Below are 21,673 nucleotides of genomic sequence, written 5' to 3'. Positions count from 1 at the left end.
TCTGTCAACTCTGTTGACGATATTGCTCTGGCACTACCTCAAAGCTCCTCTGGAGTCCCGGCTGAAGGGAGCGTTTGGAACTTACCCTCCAGCCGGGGCACCTACAGTCGGGCTGCCTCCAGAAACGGCATCAAATGACTCCGCGGCGGCGCAATTCATCGATGATGCGGTCGGCCAGCGCATCCGGTTCGTCTTGGGCGCCGGATAAGCGCATTTCCGGCGCCTCCGGTGCTTCGTAAGGGGAATCGATGCCGGTGAAATTCGCGAGCTGCCCGGCACGCGCCTTGCGGTAGAGCCCCTTGGGATCACGGGCCTCACAGATCTCCAGCGGCGTATCGACGAAGACCTCAATAAACTCACCGTCCTCCACCATGTCCCGAGCCATCCGGCGTTCCGAGCGGAAGGGGGAGATGAAGGAGACCAGTGTTATCAATCCGGCATCGACGAAGAGCTTGGCCGTCTCGGCCACGCGGCGAATGTTCTCCACCCGGTCAACGTCGGTGAACCCGAGGTCGCGGTTCAGCCCGTGCCGCACGTTGTCGCCGTCAAGCAGGTAGCTGTGGTGGCCGAGCAGATGCAGCTTCTTCTCCAGGGCGTTTGCGACGGTGGATTTGCCCGAGCCCGACAGACCGGTGAACCAGAGGATGGCCGGCTGCTGGCTTTTCAAGGCGGCGCGGGCCTGTTTGTTGATCGCTATTTCCTGCCAGTGGACATTGGATGCCCGGCGCAGCGGGAAGTCGATCATGCCGCAACCGACCGTGATGTTGCTTATCCGGTCGATCAGAATGAAGCCACCGCCTTCGCGCTCCTCCTTATAGGGCCCGAAGGGAACGGGCTGGTCGGTGGAGACGTTGCAAACCGCAATCTCGTTCAGTTCGAGTTGCTTGGCTGCCGTGTGCTCCATGGTGTTGACGTTGACCGCATACTTGATCTCGGTGACCTGGGCGGAGACCTGCTTCGGCCCCAGTTGCAGCAGAAGCTTGCGTCCCGGCAGCAGCGGCTGGTCGCTCATCCACACCAGATGGGCCGCGAACTGATCGGTCACTTCCGGGCGGGCGTCGGCGGCAGCGATGACATCGCCGCGGCTGACATCCACTTCATCCGCAAGGCAGAGGGTCACGGCCTGGCCGGCGACGGCTTCGTCCAGTTCGCCCTCATAGGCGACGATCCGTTCGACCTTGCTCGTGCGGGCGGAGGGGAGAACCACGATCTCGTCCCCCGGTCGTACGCATCCACCGATGATGGTGCCGCTATAGCCCCGGAAATCGAGGTTCGGGCGGTTGACCCACTGCACGGGCAGGCGGAAGGGGAGCTCTTCTTGTTCCCGCCCGATCCGTGCCGTGTCCAAGGCTTCCAGCAGGGAAGGGCCGTCGTACCAGCCAGTGCGTTCACTGGCGCTGATGACATTGTCGCCGGTCAGCGCCGAGAGCGGGATGCCGATGATGGTCTCGAACCCAAGGCCCTCCGCAAACTGATGGAAATCCGCAAGGATTTCCTCGAAGCGGCTGCGGTCGAAGTCGACCAGGTCCATTTTGTTCACGGCGAGCACGACCTGCCGGATGCCCAGCAGCGAGACCAGGAAAGCGTGGCGGCGGGTCTGGGTCAGCACGCCCTTGCGCGCATCCACAAGAATGACCGCCAGTTCCGCGGTGGAGGCGCCGGTGACCATGTTGCGGGTGTACTGCTCGTGGCCCGGGGTGTCGGCCACGATGAACTTGCGCTTTTCGCTGGCGAAGAAGCGATAGGCCACGTCGATGGTGATGCCCTGTTCGCGCTCGGCCGCCAGGCCGTCGACGAGGAGTGCCAGGTCCATCTCCTCGCCGGTGGTGCCCCAGCGGCGGCTGTCCTGCCCCAGGGCGGCGAGTTGATCCTCGAAAAGCTGCTTGCTGTCGAAGAGCAGGCGGCCGATCAGCGTCGACTTACCGTCGTCGACGCTGCCGCAGGTGATGAAACGCAGGAGTTCCTTGTCGCTCTGCTGCAGCAGGTAGGCTTCGGTGTCTTCGGGGCGCAGCGAGGTTGCGTCCAGCATCAGAAATAACCCTCCTGCTTCTTTTGCTCCATGCTGGCCGCTTGGTCGCGGTCGATGACGCGCCCCTGCCGCTCGGAACTGCGGGCGATCAGCATTTCGTGGATAATGTCCACCAGGCTTTCGGCGCGGCTCTCAATGGCGCCGGTCAGGGGGTAGCATCCCAGGGTGCGGAATCGCACCCAGCGCTCCTGCACTGTTTCACCCGGCTCCAGCGGCATGCGCTCGTCATCGACCATGATCAGCGTGCCGTCGCGCTCCACCACCGGCCGCGGCTTGGCGAGATAGAGCGGCACGACAGGGATCTGCTCGAGCAGGATGTACTGCCAGATGTCGAGCTCGGTCCAATTGGAAAGCGGGAAGACCCGGATCGACTCGCCCTTGTGGATGCGCCCGTTGTAGACGTTCCAGAGTTCGGGGCGCTGGTTCTTCGGGTCCCAGCGATGCGTCGAGGTGCGGAAGGAGAAAATCCGCTCCTTGGCGCGGGACTTCTCTTCGTCGCGACGGGCGCCGCCGAACGCGGCGTCGAACTTGTACTTGTCCAGAGCCTGCTTCAGGGACTGCGTTTTCATTACGTCCGTGTGGACGGCCGAGCCGTGGGTGAAGGGCCCGATGCCTTCGCGCACCCCGTCCTCATTGATATGGACGATCAGATCCATGCCGAGTTCTTCCGCACGGCGATCGCGGAACTCGATCATCTCCCGGAACTTCCAGGTCGTGTCCACGTGCATCAGCGGGAAGGGCGGCTTGGAGGGGTAGAAGGCCTTCATCGCCAGATGGAGCAGCACCGAACTGTCCTTGCCGATGGAATAGAGCATCACCGGATTGCGGAACTGCGCCGCAACCTCGCGCATGATGTGTATGCTTTCAGCTTCCAGGCGCTGCAGGTGCGTCAGTCTCTGCCTTGTTTGCATTCTCTCGGCTCGAACAAGTGGAACAATGGCCAGGAGCGGCTTCTCGGCCTCAGATTCTCACACCCCTAGACAGTCCGCTGCATATAGCTGTTCGGCATGCTGAAGGAAAGCCCGGGGTCGGAACCGGGAGGATGACCTTATCTGGTCTATCCGAGGGGACAGGTGGTGCGTAATCCAGGCGCGCGCCATGCAAGCGGAAATGCAATTTTGTAACGAGATTCGGTCCCAGGACGTTTTGGGTTGGGATTCGGCGGCCGCTATTTTGCCCTGGAGTTGAGGTTCTTTGCCTTTGCTTGACCCCTGTCGCACTCTCGTGGCATTTCGGTGGGAAATTCCGGGGTAGACAGGGGGCGACCATGGTTCGGGGCGTGGCTATTCACGAAGGTTTATTAGATCGGGTCACCCGCCGGAAACGCCTTCTTTGCTCGGCAACGGCAGCCATCTTTGCCTTGGGTGCGGCCTCCTCGGCTCGCGCCGCGCCTGACGCCTGCGATCTATTCGGTGACACCGCGGTGTGCAACGGCGATCAGTCTTCGGGCATCAGCGGGACCGTTGGCGGCGATTTCGATCCCAGTGTCATCGAGACGCTGCTGGTGCAGAACCTCGACCGCAACATTGCGCCGGTCGAGGGTGTGCATGGCATAGAGTTCGAATCAGCAACGAATATCCGCATCATCGCGGATATCGGCCCCTACAGCATTGTGACCAGCGGTGACGGGATCGGCATTCTGGCGCAGGCCGAGGCGGCCAGACTCACCAGCGGCGATCACAATGTCGAGATCATGAACCGCGGTGATATCGACGCCGGCGGAAGCGGCATCGTCGCTCACGCCTATGGTGATGAGTTAGCTGACCGAAGACAGTTCTCCGGTCAGTCTAACAGCAGCGAAGCCAGCGCGGCGGCAGAGGCCCTTGCACTGACTCCAGGAACGATTGCCAACGCTTTGGCTGTCACGCAGCAGGAGGATTTGTTCCTGAACCACTCGGTGCAAGAGATGTTCGTGCCGCCGCTTGGTGCAGCGGCGACTGTTTCAGTCGACAACGCTGGTTCAATCAGAGCAGGCGAGCACGGGATCGTGGCGAGCACTGGAGTGAGCGTTGATCACTTCAGTGGCCAAGGCGGTTCTCAGGAGAACGGAGCTGAACTTCTCATAGGCGCCCATGCGGAAGCCGAGGGGAGTGATGCACTGGCATCTGCTGCCGCCGAGGCCCTGCAGGAAGCCAGTCATGAGAATGTACTCGACCAGACTTTGATGACGGGAGATGTCCAGGGAGTTGGAAACGCACTTGTGCTGAATTCAGGTGAGATAGAGGCGGGCGGCAGTGGCATCCGCGCGGGGTCTCAACTCGAAACATCAGGCGTTCAGGCACAGGATGCATATCAGGAGAACGATGCGGAGCAGGGGTACGGTGTGTCGCAACTTCCCCCGTCATCCTTCGCCTGGGCCGAGGAAACCGGGGAGGCGCTTGCTGAAGCTTTGTCGCTCCAGCAGGCAAAGCAAGAAAACATCGCCGCGCAGCGCATCCAGGACCCTGGCGTGACCGGATCGGGACGGGTGATCGTTCAGAACGAGGGCCTGGTGGTGGCCGGGGAAGAGGGCATTCTCGCTGGGACGGAACTCGCGGCAGATCACATCTCGGTCCAAGAGGCTGAGCAGGCCAACCGGAGTGAGCAGCAGTCGGGCAGCGAGGCGGATGCAGCAGACGGCGGCAGCGCCTTCGCTCTGGACATCGCGCTCCAGCGCAGCGAACAGCTCAACGAAGCGGCGCAGCATGTGCTGAATGGCGGCTATGCCGGTTCCGCCAATTCGGTGGTGATCAACAGCGGTACCATTGTGGCGGAGGGAGCCGGCATCGTCGTGGGAGCGGCCACTGCGCTCGATGATGAAAGCCGCCAGGACGTCTTTCAGGACAACGAGTCCGAGCAGGACGTGAGGCAGCGGGCACTGAGCGGCAGTGCCTCGGGCGTTTTGGCTGCAGGCGCCGGTTTGCGCGAAGCCGCGCAGCTCAATGAGGCTGAGCAGAGCCTGGAGCAGTACAGCCTGGAGGGGGCGGGCCGGGCGACCGTCGTCAATGAAGGCATCGTGGCAGCCGCCGGACCGGGCATCGAAGTCGGCGCCACCATGAGTCTGTCCAGCCTGAGCGAGCAGGCGTCCGAGCAGAGCAACGAGTCCGGGCAGTTCAGCCGGCAGTTGGCGGAGGCCGAAGAAGGGGAAAGCCTGGCCATCGGCGTGTTGGCGCAGCGCGATACCCAGATGAACAGCGCCGGTCAATGGCAGCAGGGTCCCGGGGCCAGCGGTGCAGCAGGCGCCACGCTGGTCAACGAAGGCCTGGTGGTCGCCGATGGGGACGGCTTGGCCGCCGGAACCTTCGTCATGCTCGACGACCTGGCCCGGCAAGGGATCGATCAGGGCAATGCGGTCGAGCAAAAGCCTGCAGAGCATGAGTCTTCAGAGCAGGTGCCAACCGTCGCGGCGACCGCAGAGGAAGGGGAGGCGCTGGCCGGCGCGCTGCTCCTGAGCGAGTTCGCCCAGCGCAACGAGGGGTTCCAGTTTCGCGAAGCGGGATCTCTCGTCGATGGGGGTGCAATCACCTTGGTCAACCAAGGCACTGTTCTCACTGATGGCGATGGCATCGCCGCCGGCGCGTTGCTGCGCACGACGGAGGCTTCCGAGCAGATTGTGCTGCAGGGCAACGACATATCGCAGTCCAATCTTGTGGACAGCGCTGCGGTTGGCGACGCCGCCGCACTCGCGGCCAGCGTCTCCGGGCAGACAGGGGAGCACGACAATGAGGCGGTCCAGATTGTCGAGCGTGGCGGACCGGCTGGCGGTGGCAGCGTGGTGGCAGTCAACGACGGTCTGGTCGTGGCCGAAGGACGCGGCCTGGCCGTAAGCAGCGACCTGGAACTCGCTGCTTCTGCCGATCAGGTGAACATTCAGGGTAACGACACCAGTGTTCTGACGGCGAGCCGCCTCCACGCCGATCAGGGCGAGGCTGCATCACTGCTGCCCTACGCCAGCGAGGGGCGGCAGTACAACGGGACTGAGCAGCAGGCGCAATTGGGAAGCGCCGCCGAGGCCGGACGGGTGGTCCTCGTCAATCAAGGCGACCTGTTCTCCGGGAAAGAGGGCATGTCGGTCGAGCGTTCCCTGGCACGAAATGTCGAGTTGTCCCAGGACTCCCGGCAAGGAAACGAAATCGACGGGATGGGTGTCAGTGTTTCCGGCGCGGATGGCGAGGACGCTACCGGCGTATCGCTGCATCTTGGCTCGCAGCAAACGGACCAGCGCAATAGCGCTCTCCAGGTCATGTCGGATGGGGGCGCGGCGGCAGCCGGAAGCATAACTCTGGTCAATGAAGGTTTGGTCCTCGCAGAGGGGCATGGCGTTGCCGTGGAAGCGGCGCAACGCCATCGCATCGAGAGCGAACAGGAGGGGCTCCAGGGCGACTTCAGTTGGCGGGTCTTGTGGCGGGATAACGGCGCCCAGGAGGGACTCTCTATCGGAGAGGCCCGCAGCGCCACGCAAAGCGGCCGCGAAAATGACCTGGTGCAACGCAGTGAAGTCAACGGTCTGGCGGAGGCCGGGGCGATTTTCGCGATCAACGAGGGGACCGTTGCGGCAGAAGGCGATGGTGTGCGCTTGCGGTCGTCCAACGGGTATGAGCGCCACGGGCAGCAGGAACTCGACCAGGGAACTGTCGCGTTTCACGAAGCCTCACCTTGGAGCGGTGCCTGGGGATCGGGAAGTCACGCCCTCGATGACCTGGCGTCAGCTCACGAGGAGGCATCCCGCAACGAAGCGCTGCAGATGGATCGGGGAGCCGATTTGTCGGGCTTCGGCGGTGTGAGCTTTGAGAACAGCGGACTTGTTGCCGCAATGGGTGACGGCTTGCTGGTGGAATCCGAACTCCTGCTTGCCGGTAGGCGCTACCAGGCAATCGAGCAGGACAACCTGGCCGAAGGGGCCGTCTGGGTCGAGCAGGAGAGCGAGGAGGGAGTTACGCTTACCGAGGCTGCCGATTTCGGTGACAGGGTTCAGGTGAACCAGGCGCTGCAACGTAATGTGGGCGGCAAGCTGGACGAAGCGGGTCTGATCGAACTCCTCAATACTGGCGAGGTCATAGCCATGGGGCATGGCGTCGCTGCGCGCTCGCGTGTTGGACATGAGGATGCGGCCCTTCAACTCGTCCGCCAGGGGAACGACCGGGGGGCCTATAGCGAAACATCTGTATACACCGCCGGCGATGGCGTGGCGGTCAGCGATGGTGAGGGCGAAAGCCGGGCCGTCCAGATCAATGCCGCCGTCCAGGACAGCAGGGCAACGTCCGGCGATCGTGTCGGCGCCATGGCCATCGTGAACAGCGGGGAGATTCTCGCCGGTGGTGACGGCATTCTGGCCGTCAATCAGCACAATCATAGCGGTGGTACGCATCAGATCAGCGAACAGGGCAGCCGGGCGAGTGCGAATGACTGGGCATCCCTGAGTGAAGATGCAGCCGCAGACTCCGCTAGTCTCATGAACGTTGAGATGTTGAATGTTTCCGATCAAAACGCCGAAAGCGCGTTGGGCGAGGAGCAGGGCGCGATCTATGTCGAGAACAGCGGTCTAATCGAGGCAGCGGGCGACGGCATCGCGGCGGCGACGCACGGTGAGCTTGGCAGTTTCGCGATCCAGGCTGCGGACCAGACTCTCTCCGGCATGCAGGCGGCTTTTGGCCGGAACGGCGATCGCATTCAGGCGAAGGCCCTCTTCCAGAGTCTCGATAATCAACAGCGCGCAGAGCGGTCGGTCGGCGATCGGCTGGGCGCGGTCCGGATTGAGAACAGCGGGCTGGTGATGGCCGAAGGAGACGGGCTGGTCGCTGGATCTGCCTGGCGAATGGATTCGAGCCACCACCAGGAAACCTGGCAGAACACCGACCTTGTTCAGCTGCGTCACAGTGACAACGGCGCGGACCAGCTTCTCGTCGGCGAGCAATCGAGCGAGAACGACCAAGGCCTGAGTTCCAGTTTTGGAGAGGAGATCGCCGCACTTGATCTTCGCAATGATGGGTCGGTGATGGCCTTGGGCGACGGGATGTCGGCCTCGACCCGCGTCGAAAGCCATTGGGAGGCATCGCAGTCCGTGGGTCAGATCGATGGACTGGTTCAGGTCGCCAACAGAGGCAGGCCGGAGGATATGGATGCTCCAGCGCTGCAGGGACAGGCGTTCGAGCATCACCTCTTGTCGCAGCAGGACTTGGACATCTCGGTCGGCGACGATCTGGGTGCCATCCGCGTTCGCAACAGCGGCGAGGTGATGGCCGAGGGTGACGGCCTGCGTGCCGATACGCAGGCGTCCCTCGGCTTTCATCTGACACAGCATCAGCGGCAGAACGGCGATTTCATTCAAACCGGTCAGAGTGCGACTGCAGTGGATCTCGAGCAGGACCAGGACGGGCAGCAGTCGAAGAGCGGCGCGCAGTCCGCACGCTTTCGATTGGGCGACGGCACTGCATCAGTTCTGGTCGAGAACAGCGGTTTGCTGCTTGCCGCTGGTGACGGTCTTGTGGCCGCATCTCGGCTCGACCTTGACCTGTCGATGGAGCAGTCGATCGAGCAGCGTGGCTACCAGTTGCAGCGCATGAGCGCCGAGGAGGTGGAGCAGTCCCAGGCGGCGTTGCAGGACGCGACGGCGACTCAGGAGGTCGATGTGGATCTCGGTCATCGCGCCGGCGCCGTCACCGTCCTGAACAGCGGCATCGTGGATGCCGAGGGCGATGGCATCCGTGCCGAGTCTCACCTGTCGCTGGGCCTTTCGGCTCCCAAGAGCATCAGCCAATCGCTCGGCGGCGAACAGCTTGCCTCCGAGAGCCTGAACGGTGGCCAGACCACCGACCTGTCGCAGAGCCAGACCGCTGTGCAAAGCACGCTTGCTTCGCTGGGCGAGGAAGCGGCTTTCGTGCGGGTGGAGAACGACGGCCTCGTGCTGGCCGAAGGCGACGGCGTAACGGCGCGCGCCCGTGCCGATCTGTCGATCGGGCAGGTCTTTGGCGAGGCGGAGGACAGCGCCGAGTGGAGTTCCAGCCAGGAGACCTCTGCCGGCATCGTGCAGACTTACGAGGTGGGCCAGTCGCAGAGTGGTGATCAGTCCCTGGCTGTCCATCTCGAGGAGGACATCGCGGGAATCGAGGTGAGCAATAGCGGGGCGATCGTCGCCGGCGGGGACGGCATCGTTGCCGTGTCCAGCATCAACGTTGTCTCCAGCCAGATGCAGGGTCTTGGAATGCCGCCGCATCGACGCATTCTGATCGAGAACGATGGCCTCGTTCTGGCCCGCGGAACGGGCATTCGCGCGGCATCTCACACCAGCACGCCTCAGGATACCGGCCACCCCGGCGATATCGAGATCACCGTCGGCGAAGACGGAGCCGTACTGTCAGAAAGCGGCTTTGCGATCGATATCGAGGGCGGCGCGGACAACCTGTTGACCAATCACGGGTCCATCGCGTCCGACGGCGACCTGGCGATCCGCGGCGGTGTCGGCAACGAGACGGTGGTGAACCACGGCTGGATCTACGGCAGCGTCGATCTCGGCACGGGTCGCAATCGTTTGGACAATCGTGCCGGGGCGCTCTTCGAGCCGGGCAGCCTGATCGCATTGGGTGGTGGCGAGCTGCGCAACGCCGGTGACCTCTCCCCGGGTGGCTCAGGCGGGATCGAGCATACCAAGGTGGAGGGTGACCTTCGCTTCGCGGATGGCAGCCGCTACCTGCTCGACATTGCACCCGAGAACCGCTCCGACCGCCTCATCGTCGAAGGGGCAGCGTCGATCGCGGATGGAGTGGATGTGGTCGTCGAGAAGGCGGAAGGCGCCTATCCCTATGGCACTCGCTACGAAATCCTGAACGCCTCGGAAGACGTGGAAGGCACCTTTGCCGGCGTCGTGCAGGATCGGCCGTTCCTCGAATTCCGCCTCGATCACGGCGCCAATGCCGTGGCCCTGGATGTGGGGCGCAGCGGCACGGATTTCGTCACCGTCGCCCGCACGAAGAATCAGCGTGCGGTCGCCGGAGCCCTGGAAAGCTTCGGGAGAGACAGCGACAACCCGCTCTATGCCATGCTGGTCTGGGCCGACGAGGAAGAGGCCCGGGAGATCTACGACACGCTTTCCGGTGAGACCCATGCCACGGCCCAGGCTGCTCCAGTCGACATTGCTCGGCGCACGCGCAGCCAGCTTTTGGGCCGCCTGTCCGGCTTCGGCGCAGGATTCTCCAGCGGCTCAGGCGGTGAGCAGAATGCCCTGCAGGCCAACAGCCTGGCATCTCTTGCCGTGAGCGACGCGGGCGAAGCGGAGCGCTCCTCCGCCGAGCCTGGACAGCCGGCGCTCGGGCCCGCGGCCTGGGTGCAGGCCCACGGCTCCAGCGGCTCCCTCGATTCCGATAGCAATGCCGCGGAGACTGATACCCAAAGTTGGGGCACGATGCTGGGAGCCGAGATGCTCTTCTCGGAGAATTTCGGCATAGGTTTGGCTTTCGGCTCCCAGGACGACCGACTGGAGACGGCAGCGCGGGACAGTCGCACCGAGATCGATACCTATTCGATCTCTACCTATGGTCTCTGGCGGAGCGGCGCCTGGCGGCTGCGTGGCGGTGCCGGCTTCGGCTGGCACGACTTCGAATCACGCCGCACGGTCAGCTTGCCGACCGGCAATGAAACCGCGAAGGCCGACTACAAGGGCTGGTCGGCCCAGAGCTTCGGTGAGGTGGGCTATCGCCTGCCGCTGGGAACCGCCGAGGTCGAGCCCTTCGCTGGGCTGGCGTTCCAGCACACCCGCACCGACAGCTATTCCGAAAGCGGCGCCGGTGCGGCCAACCTGGACGTCGACAGCGACCGGGCCTCGACGCTCCATTCGAGCATTGGCGTGATGCTCAGCGAGACCTTCTCCTTCGACAGCGGCCTGCGCCTGCGCCCACATGCCAGCGTGGCCTGGGAGCGGCGGCTGGTGGGCTCCAGCGGGGATGCCCGCATGGCCTTCTCCTCCGGCGGCTCCAGCTTCAGCGTGTCGGGACCGAAGCGTAGCAAGGATGCCGCGGTGGTTGGCGTGGGGCTCGATATCGGCCTCGACAACAACGTCGAAGCCTTTGCCGGCTACGACGCCTACCTGTCGTCCACTCAGAAGGAGCACACGGCCCGTGCCGGTATCCGCTTGCGGTTCTGATGGAGAATCCTGGTGCAGCGCCTAGACCGGATCGCGTTCAATCTGAACCACAAGGTTTCAGATTGAACGCGATCTGCACTGGTTAGCGGCGCTGCACCAGTCCGCCCAGCACCAGGGCTGCGACGAAGCAGGCGAGGGCAGCGACGACGATGCTGGGGCCGGAGGGCGTGTTGTAGCTCAAGGAGCCCCAGAGGCCACCGCCCACGGCCAGGACGCCGAACAGTGCGGCCAGCACCGCCATTTCCTCAGGCGTACGGGCAAAGCGCCGCGCAGCGGCGGCCGGCAGAATCAGCATCGAGGTCACCAGCAGGATGCCGACGATCTTCATCGCCACGGCGATGGTGACCGCCAGGGTCAGCATGAGCGTCAGGCGCATGGCCAGCACCGGCACGCCTTCGGCCCGGGCCAGTTCCTCGTGCAGCGTGGCCAGCAGCAGCGGCCGCCAGGCCAGGACGATCACCCCCAGCACGGCCAGTCCACCCAGCCAGATCCACAGGATGTCCCCGGTCCCGACCGCGAGCACATCGCCGAAAAGATAGCCGAGCAGGTCGACGCGCAGGTCCGACATGAAGGAAAGGGCAACGAGACCCAGCGCCAGGCCCGAGTGTGCCAGGATGCCGAGCAGCGTGTCGGTCGGCAGGCGCTGCTGCTGGTGGAGGGCGGCCACCGTCAGGGCCACGGCCACGCAGGTGGCCACGACGCCGAGCTGCAGGTCGATGTTCAGCAGAAAGCCGAGCGTCACGCCGAGCAGCGCCGAGTGCGCGAGGCTGTCGCCGAAGTAGGCCATGCGTCGCCAGATCACGAAGCAGCCCAGTGGCCCGGCCACGAGCGCCAGGCCGGCGCCGGCCAGGAAGGCGCGAAACAGGAAATCGTCCAGCATCAGACTTGCCCGTCTTCGCGAGATGCGTCGCCGGCCTGTGGGGTCCTACGGCCCGCCTTTCCTGTCAGCGGAACCGGCTCGCCGGCGATGTCGTGGTGATGGTCGTGGTGATGGTGATAGATGGCGAGCGCCTGCGCTGCCCGTGGGCCGAAGAGGGCCAGGTACTCCGGATGCCGACTGACGGCTTCCGGCTCGCCCGAGCAGCATACATGGCGGTTGAGGCAGATGACCCGATCGGTGGCGGCCATGACCAGGTGCAGGTCGTGGGAAACCAGGAGCACGCTGCAGCCGCGCCGCCGCCGTATCCTGTCGATGAGCTGATAGAGGTCGAGCTGGCCGCTGAAATCGATACCCTGTGCCGGTTCGTCGAGCACCAGGATGTCCGGGCGGCGCAGCAGGGCGCGGGCCAGCAGTACGCGCTGGAACTCGCCACCCGAAAGCGCATGAACCTGGTTGCGCTCGAGATGGGCGACGCCGGTTTCCTCAAGCGCTTCGCGGGCGGCCGTGCGAGAGACGCGGTGCGGCAGGCTGAGAAAGCGCAGCACGGTTATGGGCAGGGTTGGCTCGACCGTCAGGCGCTGCGGCACATATCCCACGGTCAGCCCCGGACGGCGCTCTACCCGGCCTGCATCGGCCTGCTCCAGTCCGAGCAGAATGCGCAGCAGGCTCGTCTTGCCTGAGCCGTTGGGGCCGATCAGCGTGACCACCTCTCCCGGCTCCACACTCAGGGTGATGTTGTCCAGGATCTGTCGGCCGCCGCGCTTGAAGCAGATGCCTTCGGCAGAGATCAGGGCGCTCATGGACTCTGGCTTTCGTCGGCGGTGCAGTCCGGGCAGTGGCCGCGCACCTCCACGATGCGTTGGTTGACAGCGAAGCCCAGAGCGGCAGCAGAGCGGTCGATGCGCTCTGCCAGCCCTGAGTCCGTCAGCTCGGCCGTGGCGCCGCAGGCTTCGCAGATGAAGAACTGACCGTTGTGCACATGGCTGGGGCGCGGGCAGCCGACGAAGGCGTTGAGGCTTTCGATGCGGTGGATCAGTCCCTGGGCCAGCAGGAAGTCCAGGGCGCGATAGACCGTGGGCGGCGCGACGCGGCCGCGCTCGGCCTGCAGCTGCTCGAGCAGTTCATAGGCGCCTTGGGGCCGATGCTCGGACCAGACCAGTTCGAGTACCCGTCGACGCACCGGAGTCAGCTGTGCGCCCCGGTCGCGGCAGAGCTGTTCCGCTTCCTGAAGTGCTTCGGCGAGGCAGCGCTCGTGGTCGTGAACGGGATCGTGGAAGCCCGGCGTGGTCATGCGAAAGTTTCCGATTGACTGTTATACTATAACGTATCATCAATGCTGTCCGATCATGCCATGCGCAGCGCGTTTGGCAAGCCTGTATGGTAGAGTGTGAAGGAGCGGCGAATGGGCGGCGGCGCGCGACGACTGGGTAGTGTGATGCCGGCAATCTTCATGTGTGCCGGTCTGTTTGCAGTGGAACCACTGTCCGCGGAGGACAGCCCCCATGTGGCGGCGTCGATCCTGCCGCTGCATGCCCTGGCGGGTGCCGTGTCCGAGGGGGTAGGGGAGCCGGCGCTGCTGCTCGAGGGCGGGGCATCGCCGCACAGCTTCTCCCTGCGTCCCTCCGATGCCCGTGACCTGGCTGATGCCGAGGTCGTGATCTGGATCGGCGAGGATCTCGAACTCTTCTTGCGACGACCGCTTGAGACGGTGGCGGCCAACGCGACCGTCCTGACAGTCAGCGAGCTCGAAGGCATAACGCTCCTGCCCGTTCGGGAAGCCGGATTGCATAGCACGGCAGAGCACGACCACGATAATGATCACGACCACGATCATGATCACGACGCTGGTCACGGCCATGACCACGCTCATGGGAGCTACGACCCCCATCTCTGGCTCGACCCTGCAAACGCCCGGGTGATCGCGGCGGCGATTGCCGAGACCTTGGCGGAGGTCGATCCCGGACACACCGAGCAGTACCGCGCCAATGCCGCGCAGCTTCAGGCTCGACTGACAGAGCTGGAAGCCGACCTGCGCGCACAGCTCGAACCACTGAAAGGCGCAACCTTTCTGGTGTTTCACGACGGCTACCAGTACTTCGAGGCGGCATTCGACCTTCCGTCCGCCGGCGCGCTCTCTCTCGGGCCGGAACGCCAGCCTGGCGCCCAGCGGCTGAAGGAGATCCGCGCCTGGATCGCCCAGGAGGAGGCAGTCTGCCTGTTCAGCGAGCCCCAGTTCGAACCGCGGCTTGCCCGAGTGGTCGTGGAGGGGACGGACGCGCGCCTGGGCGAACTGGACCCGCTGGGCGCGACCCTGGCGCCCGGTCCCCATGCCTATGAGCAGTTGCTGCGTGCATTGGCAGACAGCCTGACCGACTGCCTGGCGGTGGACTGATCCGGACAGGATCGACAGCAAATCTTGTCAACCAAGTTGATGAAAACCGCGTGACGCTTTAAGGTCTCCGCATTCCTGCCGCTTGCGGACTCCGGCGTGTCGCCTGGCGACGCGGAACGCGGAGTCGCTAGTCTAGACGGAGCTTTCGCATGTCCCAAAAGGACAGCACCTCAACCCGGCGTGCCGAGGTGAGTGACGAACTTGCCGCATTGGTGAGCACCATCAATGCCTTCAGCCGGCGTCTGGGGCGCAAGCTCTCCCGCCGCGACCCCACGTTTCGACTGGGGGACTGGCTGCTGCTGAAGCGGCTTTCCGGCGCGCCCTCGAACCAGATGGCGGAGCTTGCGAAGCAACTGGGCGTCAGCCGACAGCGCGCGCAGAAGCAGGTGGCCGAGCTGGTGACGCAGGGCTACCTGGTGACAGCGGGTGATCCCAAGGACGAGCGGCGCAAGCGGGTGGAACTAACCAATCAAGGCTGGGAGCGGCTGCGCAGCATGGATGCCCTGATCGAGGCCGAAACGCCGGAGTTCCCGCCAGAAATACTCAGTGCCTGGCGGGTCCAGCTTCAGCGCATGACCGGCTTGTCAGAGAAGGGAAAGGGAAGCAGCAAAGGCCGCTGACGCGACGAAAGCCGCCTTCTCTTCAGAACGGAATGAGAGGTCAGCGCCGACCGGGAGTCCTCAACAGGACGGTCTCGCTGACCACGCCGCGCACAGCCAGATTCTCATGGAAGAAGCCGGCGGCACGCTGCATCCACTGGTCGAATACCTCACCGCGCGGCACATGGCTCACGCCATTGCTAATCTCGATCTCGTAGGGTGCCCCGGCCGCTTCCAGCAGTTGGGCCGCCTGCATGGCGCGGTTGACCGGCACGATGCCGTCGCGATTGCCGTGCAGGATCAAAGTGGGGGGCATGGAATCCAGCCCTTCGCTCACCCGTCGCCCGTCCATTCCGCCGGCAAGCGCCACGACGGCGCGCACGCGGCCATCCCGGGTGGCCCGCTCCATCGCCTGGAAGGCGCCGAGGGAATAGCCCATCAGCCCGACGCGATTGCGGTCGATAAAGTGCAGGGAAGACACGTAGTCGATGGCGTCGGCGATGACATCATCGCGCAGATAATAGCGCCCGATACCGGCGCGATTGCCTTGCTTGATGGCGTCGAAGTAGTGGACCGCGAAGACCGCCAGTCCCGTCTCGGCCAGACGCTCCGCCATAGCATAGATCAGATAGCCATCGCCCACGCCGCTGGCGCCGTGCAACAGGACCACGGCGGGAAGAGGGTGCTCCTGGTCTCGGGGAACGAACATGTCGACCCGAACCTGGCTGCCGTTGCTGTGGAAGGCGCTGACGCCATCCAGGACGCTCGGACCAATCATCATGGCCTTCGCAGGCTCTGCCCGCGCGCCAAACAACAAGCCTGATGCCAGTATCAGCATGCAGAGGATTAAAAAGGGCGGGCGCGCAGCCTTCCCCCCCATAGAATGCTTCCCTCTCTGAATAGCTCAACGAGCCCCTATGCGCTTATAGCATGCCTCGCCTGGTTCGCGAGAGGCAATTTGGACAAAACGAAGGCGGTATCCGATTGCACTGTTGGTTCAAGGGCTTGCCACCGGGAGCCAGAGCACTTCCTCGATATGGGGCGCGCCGCTGAGCAGCATCACCAGACGGTCGACTCCAAGTGCTATGCCGGCCGCTTCGGGCATGCCATAGGCCAGGGCATCCAGGAAATCCTCGTCGATGGGATAGCGTTCGCCATAGAGGCGCTGCTTGAGCGCCTGGTCCGCCTCGAAGCGGCGGCGCTGTTCCACCGCATCGGTCAACTCGCCGAAGGCATTGGCCAGCTCCACGCCGGCCACATAGAACTCGAAGCGCTCGGCGACGCGTGGGTCCGAAGGTTTGGGCCGGGACAGCGCGGCCTGTGAGACGGGATAGTCATAGAGGATCGTCGGGACGGGGCTGCCGAGCCGGGGCTCAATGCGCGCCAGCATCACCTTGGTAAAGACGGCCAGCCAGTCATCGTCCTCGGCAACGCGGATGCCGGCCGCTTGTGCCTGTCGGGCGAGGCGGTCACGGTCGGGGGACCAGGGATCCGGCGTGGTGGCGAGGAGGTCAATGTCGGCCCAGCGGGCGAATGCCTCGGCGACGGAGATGCGTTCCGGCGGCGCGGTGGGGTCGCAGTGCCGTCCCTCCACCTCGATCCGGCGGCAAGCGGCTGCCTCGGCGCAGTGGCGCAAGAGATCGCCGCAGTCCTGCATCAGGGTCTCATAGCCATCCCCCGCACGGTACCACTCCAGCATGGTGAACTCCGGATGGTGCCAGGCGGCGCGCTCCCCGTTGCGGAACACCCGGGCAAGCGCATAGAGCCGTGGCTCGCCGGCCACGAGCAGTTTCTTGCAGGCGAATTCGGGGGAGGTATGGAGGTAGAGCTGCTGCCGGCTGCCGTCTGGAGTGCGCAGTTCGGTGGCAAAGGCCTGCAGGTGTGGCTCCATGCCGGGGGATACCTGCAACGCCGGGGTTTCCACCTCGACGAAGTCTCGCGCCGCGAAAAAGCTGCGCAAGGCGGCGAGCACCGTGCTGCGCTTCAACAGATAGGGGCGGCGCCGGGCATAGACCTCCGGATGCCAGGCGGGACGCGTGGCGGCCGGCGATGACGATTGCATGGAGCCTCCTTTGCGCAGCGACGTTGAGCCGGGAGGGTCAAGCTGTTAGTTTCCCTGCCATCTTCAAGCAAGCTCGGGTTTCAAACACGTGAAGGTTAATGCTAGCGCCCTGCGCAACGGCAACGTCGTCGAGATGGACGGCAAGCTCTATGTCATCCTCAAGGCGGACAACATCCAGCCGGGCAAGGGCACGCCCGTTACGCAATTGGAAATGCGGCGCATCTCTGACGGTGTGAAAACCTCGGAGCGCTTCCGCACCACCGAGCAGGTGGAACGCGCCTTCATTGAGGAGAGCGACTTCCAGTTTCTCTATGACGAGGGCGAAGCCTTTGCTTTCATGCAGACGGAAACCTTCGAGCAGGTTTCAGTACCCAAGGACGTGATGGGCGAGCAGGGCGTCTACTTGCAGGAAGGCATGGTGGTGCAGATCTCCCTGCACGAGGGCGTGCCGGTGAGCGTGAGCCTGCCGCAGCGGGTCATTCTTGAGGTCACGGAGACAGAGCCGGTGATCAAGAACCAGACCGCCACCTCTTCCTACAAGCCGGCCATGCTGTCCAATGGGATGCGCACGGGCGTGCCGCCGCACATCTCCGTCGGGCAGCGCATTGTGGTGAATACTGCCGACGGCAGCTACATGGAGCGCGCCAAGGATTGATGTGCGGAGGCTCCGGGCACCGCACCGGCCGAAACGCCGCCAGCGCCCGTTGAGACCGCCCGTTGAGACCGTGGGGCTGCGCTAAGCTTTCGTCCCGGCGCCCGTGATCGCCATTCGACCGCGGTAGGGATACTTCGGATCCTGGTAGTCCGGCGTCGAGGCCTTTCCGGGAGGCACCAGGGCGTCGAAGAACGCCTCGTCCTCGGCGGTGAACTCGACCTTCAGCACATCAAGATAGGCGGACCACTGCTCGAAGGTCCGCGGCCCGGCGACGAGCGAGGAAACCGCACCGTTGTTCAGGCACCAGCGCAGGGCCAGCGCGCCCGAGGTGGTGCCGCGGGCCTCGGCATGCGCTTTCAGCTTCTTCGCCAGTTCGATCGATTCCGGGCGCCATTCCGTTTCCATGATGCGGCGGTCACCGCGCCCGGCACGGCTGTCGGGATCCGGCTTGTCGGCCGAGGCATACTTCCCGGTCAGCACCCCGCGCGCCAGCGGCGAATAGGGGATGACGCCGACGCCGAAGTGCGCGCAGGCGGGTATGTAGTCGGCTTCCACAAGGCGGTTGGTGGCGTTGTAGAGCGGCTGGGCCGCCACCGGGCGGGGCAGGCCGGCTGAATCCGCCAGGCGCATCAGGTTCGCGATCTGCCAGCCCCAGAAGTTCGAGAAACCCCAGTAGCGGAACTTGCCGGTGGCGTAAGCGCTGGCCAGCGCGGCCACGGTCTCGTCGAGCGGAGTGTCCAGGTCTTCGCGGTGCAGGTACCAGAGGTCGACGTGGTCGCAGCCCAGGCGTTGCAGGGAGCCCTCGAGCGCTTGGAGCATCCAGCGGCGGCTCAGGCCCTGACGGTTCGGGCCCGCGCCCATGGGATTGCCGACCTTGGTTGCCAGCACCCAGTCATCCCGGCGCCCGGCGATGGTGTGGCCGACGATGCGCTCGGACTCGCCGTCGCAGTAGACGTCGGCGGTGTCGATGAAGTTCACGCCCTTGTCGGCTGCATCGAGAATGATGCGCTCGGACTCGCTCGCGTCGGTCTGGCCGCCGAACATCATGGTGCCGAGGCAGAGCGCGCTGACCTGCACGCCGCTGCGGCCTAGTGGACGGTACTCCATTTCACGCTCCTGGTCGGGTGTGGCGGTTATACGTTCAACAAGAGATGCTCGCGCTCCCAGGAGGAGATCACCTGCTGATAGGCGTCGAGCTCGGACTGTTTCACCGCCCAGACCGCGTCGATGAAGCTCTCGCCCAGCGCGTTCTTCAAGGGCCGGGAGGAGGAGAAGCGGTTCAGGGCGTCGTAGAGCGTGCGCGGCAGCGTGTGCGCCAGGCGATAGGCGCTGCCCTCGATCGGCGGGCGCGGCTTCATGTTCTGGGTCATGCCGATGTAGCCGCAGGCAAGCGAGCCGGCGATGGCCAGATAGGGGTTGGCATCGGCGCCCGGCACGCGGTTTTCCACACGTCGCGAGGCGCGATCCGAGTGGGGCACCCGTAGGCCCACGGTGCGGTTGTCGTAACCCCAGTGGGTGTTGATCGGCGCGTCTGTGTCGGGCATCAGCCGGCGGTAGGAGTTCACGTTCGGCGCGAAGAGCGGCATCACCGCCGGGAGGTGCTTCTGCAACCCGGCGATATAGGCCTGGAAGGCGCGGCTGTCTCGGCCGTTGCGGTTGGAGAAGATGTTGCGCCCGGTCTCGTCCACCACGGACTGGTGGATGTGCATGGAACTGCCCGGCTCGCCCTGCATGGGCTTGGACATGAAGGTGGCGTAGAGCTTGTGGCGCAGACCCGCCTCGCGCACCGTGCGTTTGAATAGGAAAGCCTCATCCGCCTGCTCCAGAGCGTCGCCGTGATTGAAGTTCATCTCCATCTGCGCGGCGCCGGCCTCGTGGGTCAGGGTGTCGATGTCGATGCGCGAGGCCTCGCAGAAGTCGTAGATCTCCTCGAACATGGGATCGAACTCGTTGACGGCATCGACCCCGTAAGCCTGACGGCTGGTCTCGCGCCGGCCGGAGCGGCCGATGGGCGGACGCAGGGGATAGTCGGGATCGTCGTTGCGCTCGACGAGGTAGAACTCCAGTTCTACCGCGACCAGTGGTGTCCACTTCCTGGCCCGGAACAGCTCCGCCACCCGCTTGAGCACATGCCTCGCAGCGAAGGGGACGGGGGTGCCATCAAAGTAGTAGGGATCGCAGATGACCTGCGCCGTGGGTTCGGGATACCAGGGGACCAGGCGGATCGTTTCGGCATCCGGCACCAGGTAGACGTCGGAGGTGGCGGCGTTGATGACCCCGGCATCGCTCGGTGGGTAGCTGCCAGTGACGGTCTGAACAAAAATGGCCTCCGGGATCCGAAGGCCGCTGTTGCGCATGCCCTGTACGAATTTCTGAGCCGGCAGGATCTTGCCCCGGGCAATTCCCGCCATGTCCGGAACCAGGCATTCCACCTCTTCGATCCGGTGCTCCTTGAGAAATTCTTCGATCACGGACATTTTTCTTGCTCTGGTCACTCGGCCCGATGCGGCCGCGTCGGCAGAGCTAGCACCGCCCTGCTTGACTGACAAGCGAGGCGCCTCCCGCCCATTCTTCAACCCAACTCCTCACACGAGGCCCCATGTCCGCTCCGGCTCACATCGCATCCTGGTATGCTCAGACCCTCAACGATCCATCCCATCGTCCACGCCTGGACGAGGCGATCGAGGCCGATGTCTGTGTTATCGGTGCTGGCTACACCGGGCTGCACACCGCCATCGAGCTGGCCGATCGCGGCTATTCCGTCGTGGTGTTGGAAGCGCAGCGGGTCGGCTGGGGTGCCTCGGGGCGCAACGGCGGACAGGTTTGCACGGCATATGCCTCCGGCATGGACAAGATCGCCGGATGGCTGGGCCAGGCCGACGCCAAGCGGCTCTTTGATCTCGCCGAGGAATCGAAGGACATCCTGCGGGAGCGGATCGAGCGCTTCGGGATCGATTGCTCAATCAACTGGGGCTATCTGCTGGCCGCGAACCGGCCGCGCGAGTTGCGCGAATGCGAGGAGTGGGCCGAGAGTGCTGCACGCGACTATGGCTACGAGAAACTGGAGGTGGTTCGCGATACCGCGGCCCTGCGGCGACTGGTGAACTCGCCGCGCTACACCAGCGGCCTGATCGACCACGGCGCCGGGCACCTGCATCCGCTGAACTACTGCGCCGGCCTGGCTCGTGGTGCCGAGAGCCTGGGTGTACGAATCTTCGAGGACAGTGCGGCCGTGGCAGTGGAGCGCGGCGAGCCGATCGTGGTGCGTACTGCAGCTGGCCAGGTGCGCGCCAGTTTTGCCGTGTCGGCGGGTAACGCCTACCTGGACGATCTCCTGCCGGAACTGCGCAGCACGATCATGCCCGTCGGCACTTACATAGGTGCCACCACTCCGCTTGGCGAGGAGCGGGCTCGGGCACTGCTGCCGCAAAACCACGCCGTCGCCGACCTCAAGTTCGTCCTGGACTACTTCCGCCGCTCCGATGACCACCGTCTGCTCTTCGGCGGCCGGGTCAGCTATTCCAAGCTGGAGCCCGCCAACCTTCGCAGCTCCATGCGCCGGGCGATGCTCAAGGTCTTTCCGCAGCTCTCAGAGGTGCAGATCGACAGCGCCTGGGGCGGTTTCGTCGGCATCACCCGCGAGCGCACCCCGGACCTCGGCCGCCTCACGCCGAGCCTCTACTACGCTCAGGGCTTCTCCGGCCAGGGTGTTGCGCTTACCGGCATCGCTGGCCGGGTCCTGGCGGAAGCGATCGCCGGGCAGGCGGAACGTTACGACCTCTTCGCCTGCCTCCCACACAGTTCCTTCCCCGGCGGTCCGCTGCTGCGCACCCCAAGTTTGGTCCTCGCCATGCTCTGGTTCCGGCTGCAGGATCTCTTGCCTTGAGAGCTGCGAAGGGGCCGAATGTTGGCACCAGAGACGCCAGCCGAAAGGAGTGAAG

14 protein-coding genes are annotated in these 21,673 nt (G+C 64.5%); 5 read left to right on the top strand and 9 right to left on the bottom strand.

Translation table 11 applies throughout. The features are described from left to right. Positions 1-130 precede the first annotated feature (130 nt). Together cysN and cysD are read right to left on the bottom strand one after the other, a co-directional pair. Positions 131-2,029: a sulfate adenylyltransferase subunit CysN gene (gene cysN, locus ABZ720_RS01930; RefSeq protein ID WP_366553241.1), complete on the bottom strand. Its 1,899-nt coding sequence runs from the start codon at positions 2,027-2,029 to the stop codon at positions 131-133. Further along, the gene (cysD, locus tag ABZ720_RS01925) at positions 2,029-2,940 is read right to left on the bottom strand and encodes a sulfate adenylyltransferase subunit CysD (protein ID WP_366553239.1); all 912 of its coding nucleotides are present in this window, start codon (positions 2,938-2,940) and stop codon (positions 2,029-2,031) included. Before cysD ends, cysN begins: the two co-directional genes overlap by 1 nt. 356 nt (positions 2,941-3,296) lie before the next feature. Between cysD and ABZ720_RS01920 the strand changes: the two genes are divergently transcribed. Further along, positions 3,297-11,144, top strand: a complete 7,848-nt coding sequence (locus ABZ720_RS01920) for an autotransporter outer membrane beta-barrel domain-containing protein (protein WP_366553237.1) — start codon at positions 3,297-3,299, stop codon at positions 11,142-11,144. Between the two features lie 82 nt (positions 11,145-11,226). Here the strand turns inward: ABZ720_RS01920 and ABZ720_RS01915 are convergent, their stop codons facing one another. The 3 genes from ABZ720_RS01915 to ABZ720_RS01905 are packed head-to-tail and all read right to left on the bottom strand — an operon-like array spanning position 11,227 to position 13,315. Then, a complete protein-coding gene (locus ABZ720_RS01915; protein ID WP_366553235.1) occupies positions 11,227-12,024 on the bottom strand; it encodes a metal ABC transporter permease in 798 nt (265 codons plus the stop codon). After that, entirely contained in the window at positions 12,024-12,824 is an 801-nt protein-coding gene (gene znuC / locus ABZ720_RS01910; protein ID WP_366553233.1) for a zinc ABC transporter ATP-binding protein ZnuC, read from the bottom strand. Before znuC ends, ABZ720_RS01915 begins: the two co-directional genes overlap by 1 nt. Beyond that, complete coding sequence (locus ABZ720_RS01905; RefSeq protein WP_366553231.1) at positions 12,821-13,315, bottom strand: Fur family transcriptional regulator; 495 nt, start codon at positions 13,313-13,315, stop codon at positions 12,821-12,823. Before ABZ720_RS01905 ends, znuC begins: the two co-directional genes overlap by 4 nt. Positions 13,316-13,426: 111 nt before the next feature. On the opposite strand from ABZ720_RS01905, the gene znuA reads away from it, so the two are divergent. Next, the gene (gene znuA / locus ABZ720_RS01900) at positions 13,427-14,416 is read left to right on the top strand and encodes a zinc ABC transporter substrate-binding protein ZnuA (protein WP_366553229.1); all 990 of its coding nucleotides are present in this window, start codon (positions 13,427-13,429) and stop codon (positions 14,414-14,416) included. Positions 14,417-14,565: 149 nt separating this feature from the next. Continuing rightward, positions 14,566-15,036 carry a MarR family winged helix-turn-helix transcriptional regulator gene (locus ABZ720_RS01895; RefSeq protein ID WP_366553227.1) on the top strand — a complete coding sequence of 157 codons (471 nt, stop codon included), beginning with the start codon at positions 14,566-14,568 and terminating at the stop codon, positions 15,034-15,036. Between the two features lie 40 nt (positions 15,037-15,076). On the opposite strand, the gene ABZ720_RS01890 is transcribed toward ABZ720_RS01895, so the two are convergent. Both ABZ720_RS01890 and epmA read right to left on the bottom strand, forming a co-directional pair. After that, positions 15,077-15,796, bottom strand: a complete 720-nt coding sequence (locus ABZ720_RS01890; RefSeq protein ID WP_366553225.1) for a dienelactone hydrolase family protein — start codon at positions 15,794-15,796, stop codon at positions 15,077-15,079. Positions 15,797-16,012: 216 nt separating this feature from the next. Continuing rightward, positions 16,013-17,077 (bottom strand): EF-P lysine aminoacylase EpmA, encoded by a 1,065-nt coding sequence (gene epmA / locus ABZ720_RS01885; protein WP_366553223.1) that lies wholly within the window; start codon positions 17,075-17,077, stop codon positions 16,013-16,015. A gap of 88 nt (positions 17,078-17,165) precedes the next feature. On the opposite strand from epmA, the gene efp reads away from it, so the two are divergent. After that, complete coding sequence (efp, locus tag ABZ720_RS01880) at positions 17,166-17,732, top strand: elongation factor P (RefSeq protein ID WP_366553221.1); 567 nt, start codon at positions 17,166-17,168, stop codon at positions 17,730-17,732. Positions 17,733-17,813: 81 nt separating this feature from the next. Here efp and ABZ720_RS01875 read toward each other — a convergent pair whose 3' ends face one another. Together ABZ720_RS01875 and ABZ720_RS01870 are read right to left on the bottom strand one after the other, a co-directional pair. Beyond that, positions 17,814-18,839 (bottom strand): aldo/keto reductase, encoded by a 1,026-nt coding sequence (locus ABZ720_RS01875; RefSeq protein ID WP_366553219.1) that lies wholly within the window; start codon positions 18,837-18,839, stop codon positions 17,814-17,816. Positions 18,840-18,865: 26 nt separating this feature from the next. Beyond that, the gene (locus ABZ720_RS01870) at positions 18,866-20,209 is read right to left on the bottom strand and encodes a glutamine synthetase family protein (protein WP_366553217.1); all 1,344 of its coding nucleotides are present in this window, start codon (positions 20,207-20,209) and stop codon (positions 18,866-18,868) included. Between the two features lie 122 nt (positions 20,210-20,331). Here ABZ720_RS01870 and ABZ720_RS01865 point away from each other — a divergent pair, with 122 nt between their 5' ends. Then, a complete protein-coding gene (locus tag ABZ720_RS01865; protein WP_366553215.1) occupies positions 20,332-21,618 on the top strand; it encodes an NAD(P)/FAD-dependent oxidoreductase in 1,287 nt (428 codons plus the stop codon). Positions 21,619-21,673: the final 55 nt, after the last annotated feature.

Source organism: Aquibaculum sediminis, from assembly GCF_040712085.1.
GTDB lineage: Bacteria > Pseudomonadota > Alphaproteobacteria > Kiloniellales > DSM-21159 > Aquibaculum > Aquibaculum sediminis.
This window is presented reverse-complemented; position numbering and strand designations above follow the sequence as displayed.

What these genes read in the sequence shown, in the direction of transcription:
- cysN (WP_366553241.1), bottom strand. Translation starts at nt 2,029, where the DNA reads ATGCTGGACGCAACCTCGCTGCGCCCCGAAGACACCGAAGCCTACCTG.
- cysD (WP_366553239.1), bottom strand. Translation starts at nt 2,940, where the DNA reads ATGCAAACAAGGCAGAGACTGACGCACCTGCAGCGCCTGGAAGCTGAA.
- ABZ720_RS01920 (WP_366553237.1), top strand. Translation starts at nt 3,297, where the DNA reads ATGGTTCGGGGCGTGGCTATTCACGAAGGTTTATTAGATCGGGTCACC.
- ABZ720_RS01915 (WP_366553235.1), bottom strand. Translation starts at nt 12,024, where the DNA reads ATGCTGGACGATTTCCTGTTTCGCGCCTTCCTGGCCGGCGCCGGCCTG.
- znuC (WP_366553233.1), bottom strand. Translation starts at nt 12,824, where the DNA reads ATGAGCGCCCTGATCTCTGCCGAAGGCATCTGCTTCAAGCGCGGCGGC.
- ABZ720_RS01905 (WP_366553231.1), bottom strand. Translation starts at nt 13,315, where the DNA reads ATGACCACGCCGGGCTTCCACGATCCCGTTCACGACCACGAGCGCTGC.
- znuA (WP_366553229.1), top strand. Translation starts at nt 13,427, where the DNA reads ATGGGCGGCGGCGCGCGACGACTGGGTAGTGTGATGCCGGCAATCTTC.
- ABZ720_RS01895 (WP_366553227.1), top strand. Translation starts at nt 14,566, where the DNA reads ATGTCCCAAAAGGACAGCACCTCAACCCGGCGTGCCGAGGTGAGTGAC.
- ABZ720_RS01890 (WP_366553225.1), bottom strand. Translation starts at nt 15,796, where the DNA reads ATGATGATTGGTCCGAGCGTCCTGGATGGCGTCAGCGCCTTCCACAGC.
- epmA (WP_366553223.1), bottom strand. Translation starts at nt 17,077, where the DNA reads ATGCAATCGTCATCGCCGGCCGCCACGCGTCCCGCCTGGCATCCGGAG.
- ABZ720_RS01875 (WP_366553219.1), bottom strand. Translation starts at nt 18,839, where the DNA reads ATGGAGTACCGTCCACTAGGCCGCAGCGGCGTGCAGGTCAGCGCGCTC.
- ABZ720_RS01870 (WP_366553217.1), bottom strand. Translation starts at nt 20,209, where the DNA reads ATGTCCGTGATCGAAGAATTTCTCAAGGAGCACCGGATCGAAGAGGTG.
- ABZ720_RS01865 (WP_366553215.1), top strand. Translation starts at nt 20,332, where the DNA reads ATGTCCGCTCCGGCTCACATCGCATCCTGGTATGCTCAGACCCTCAAC.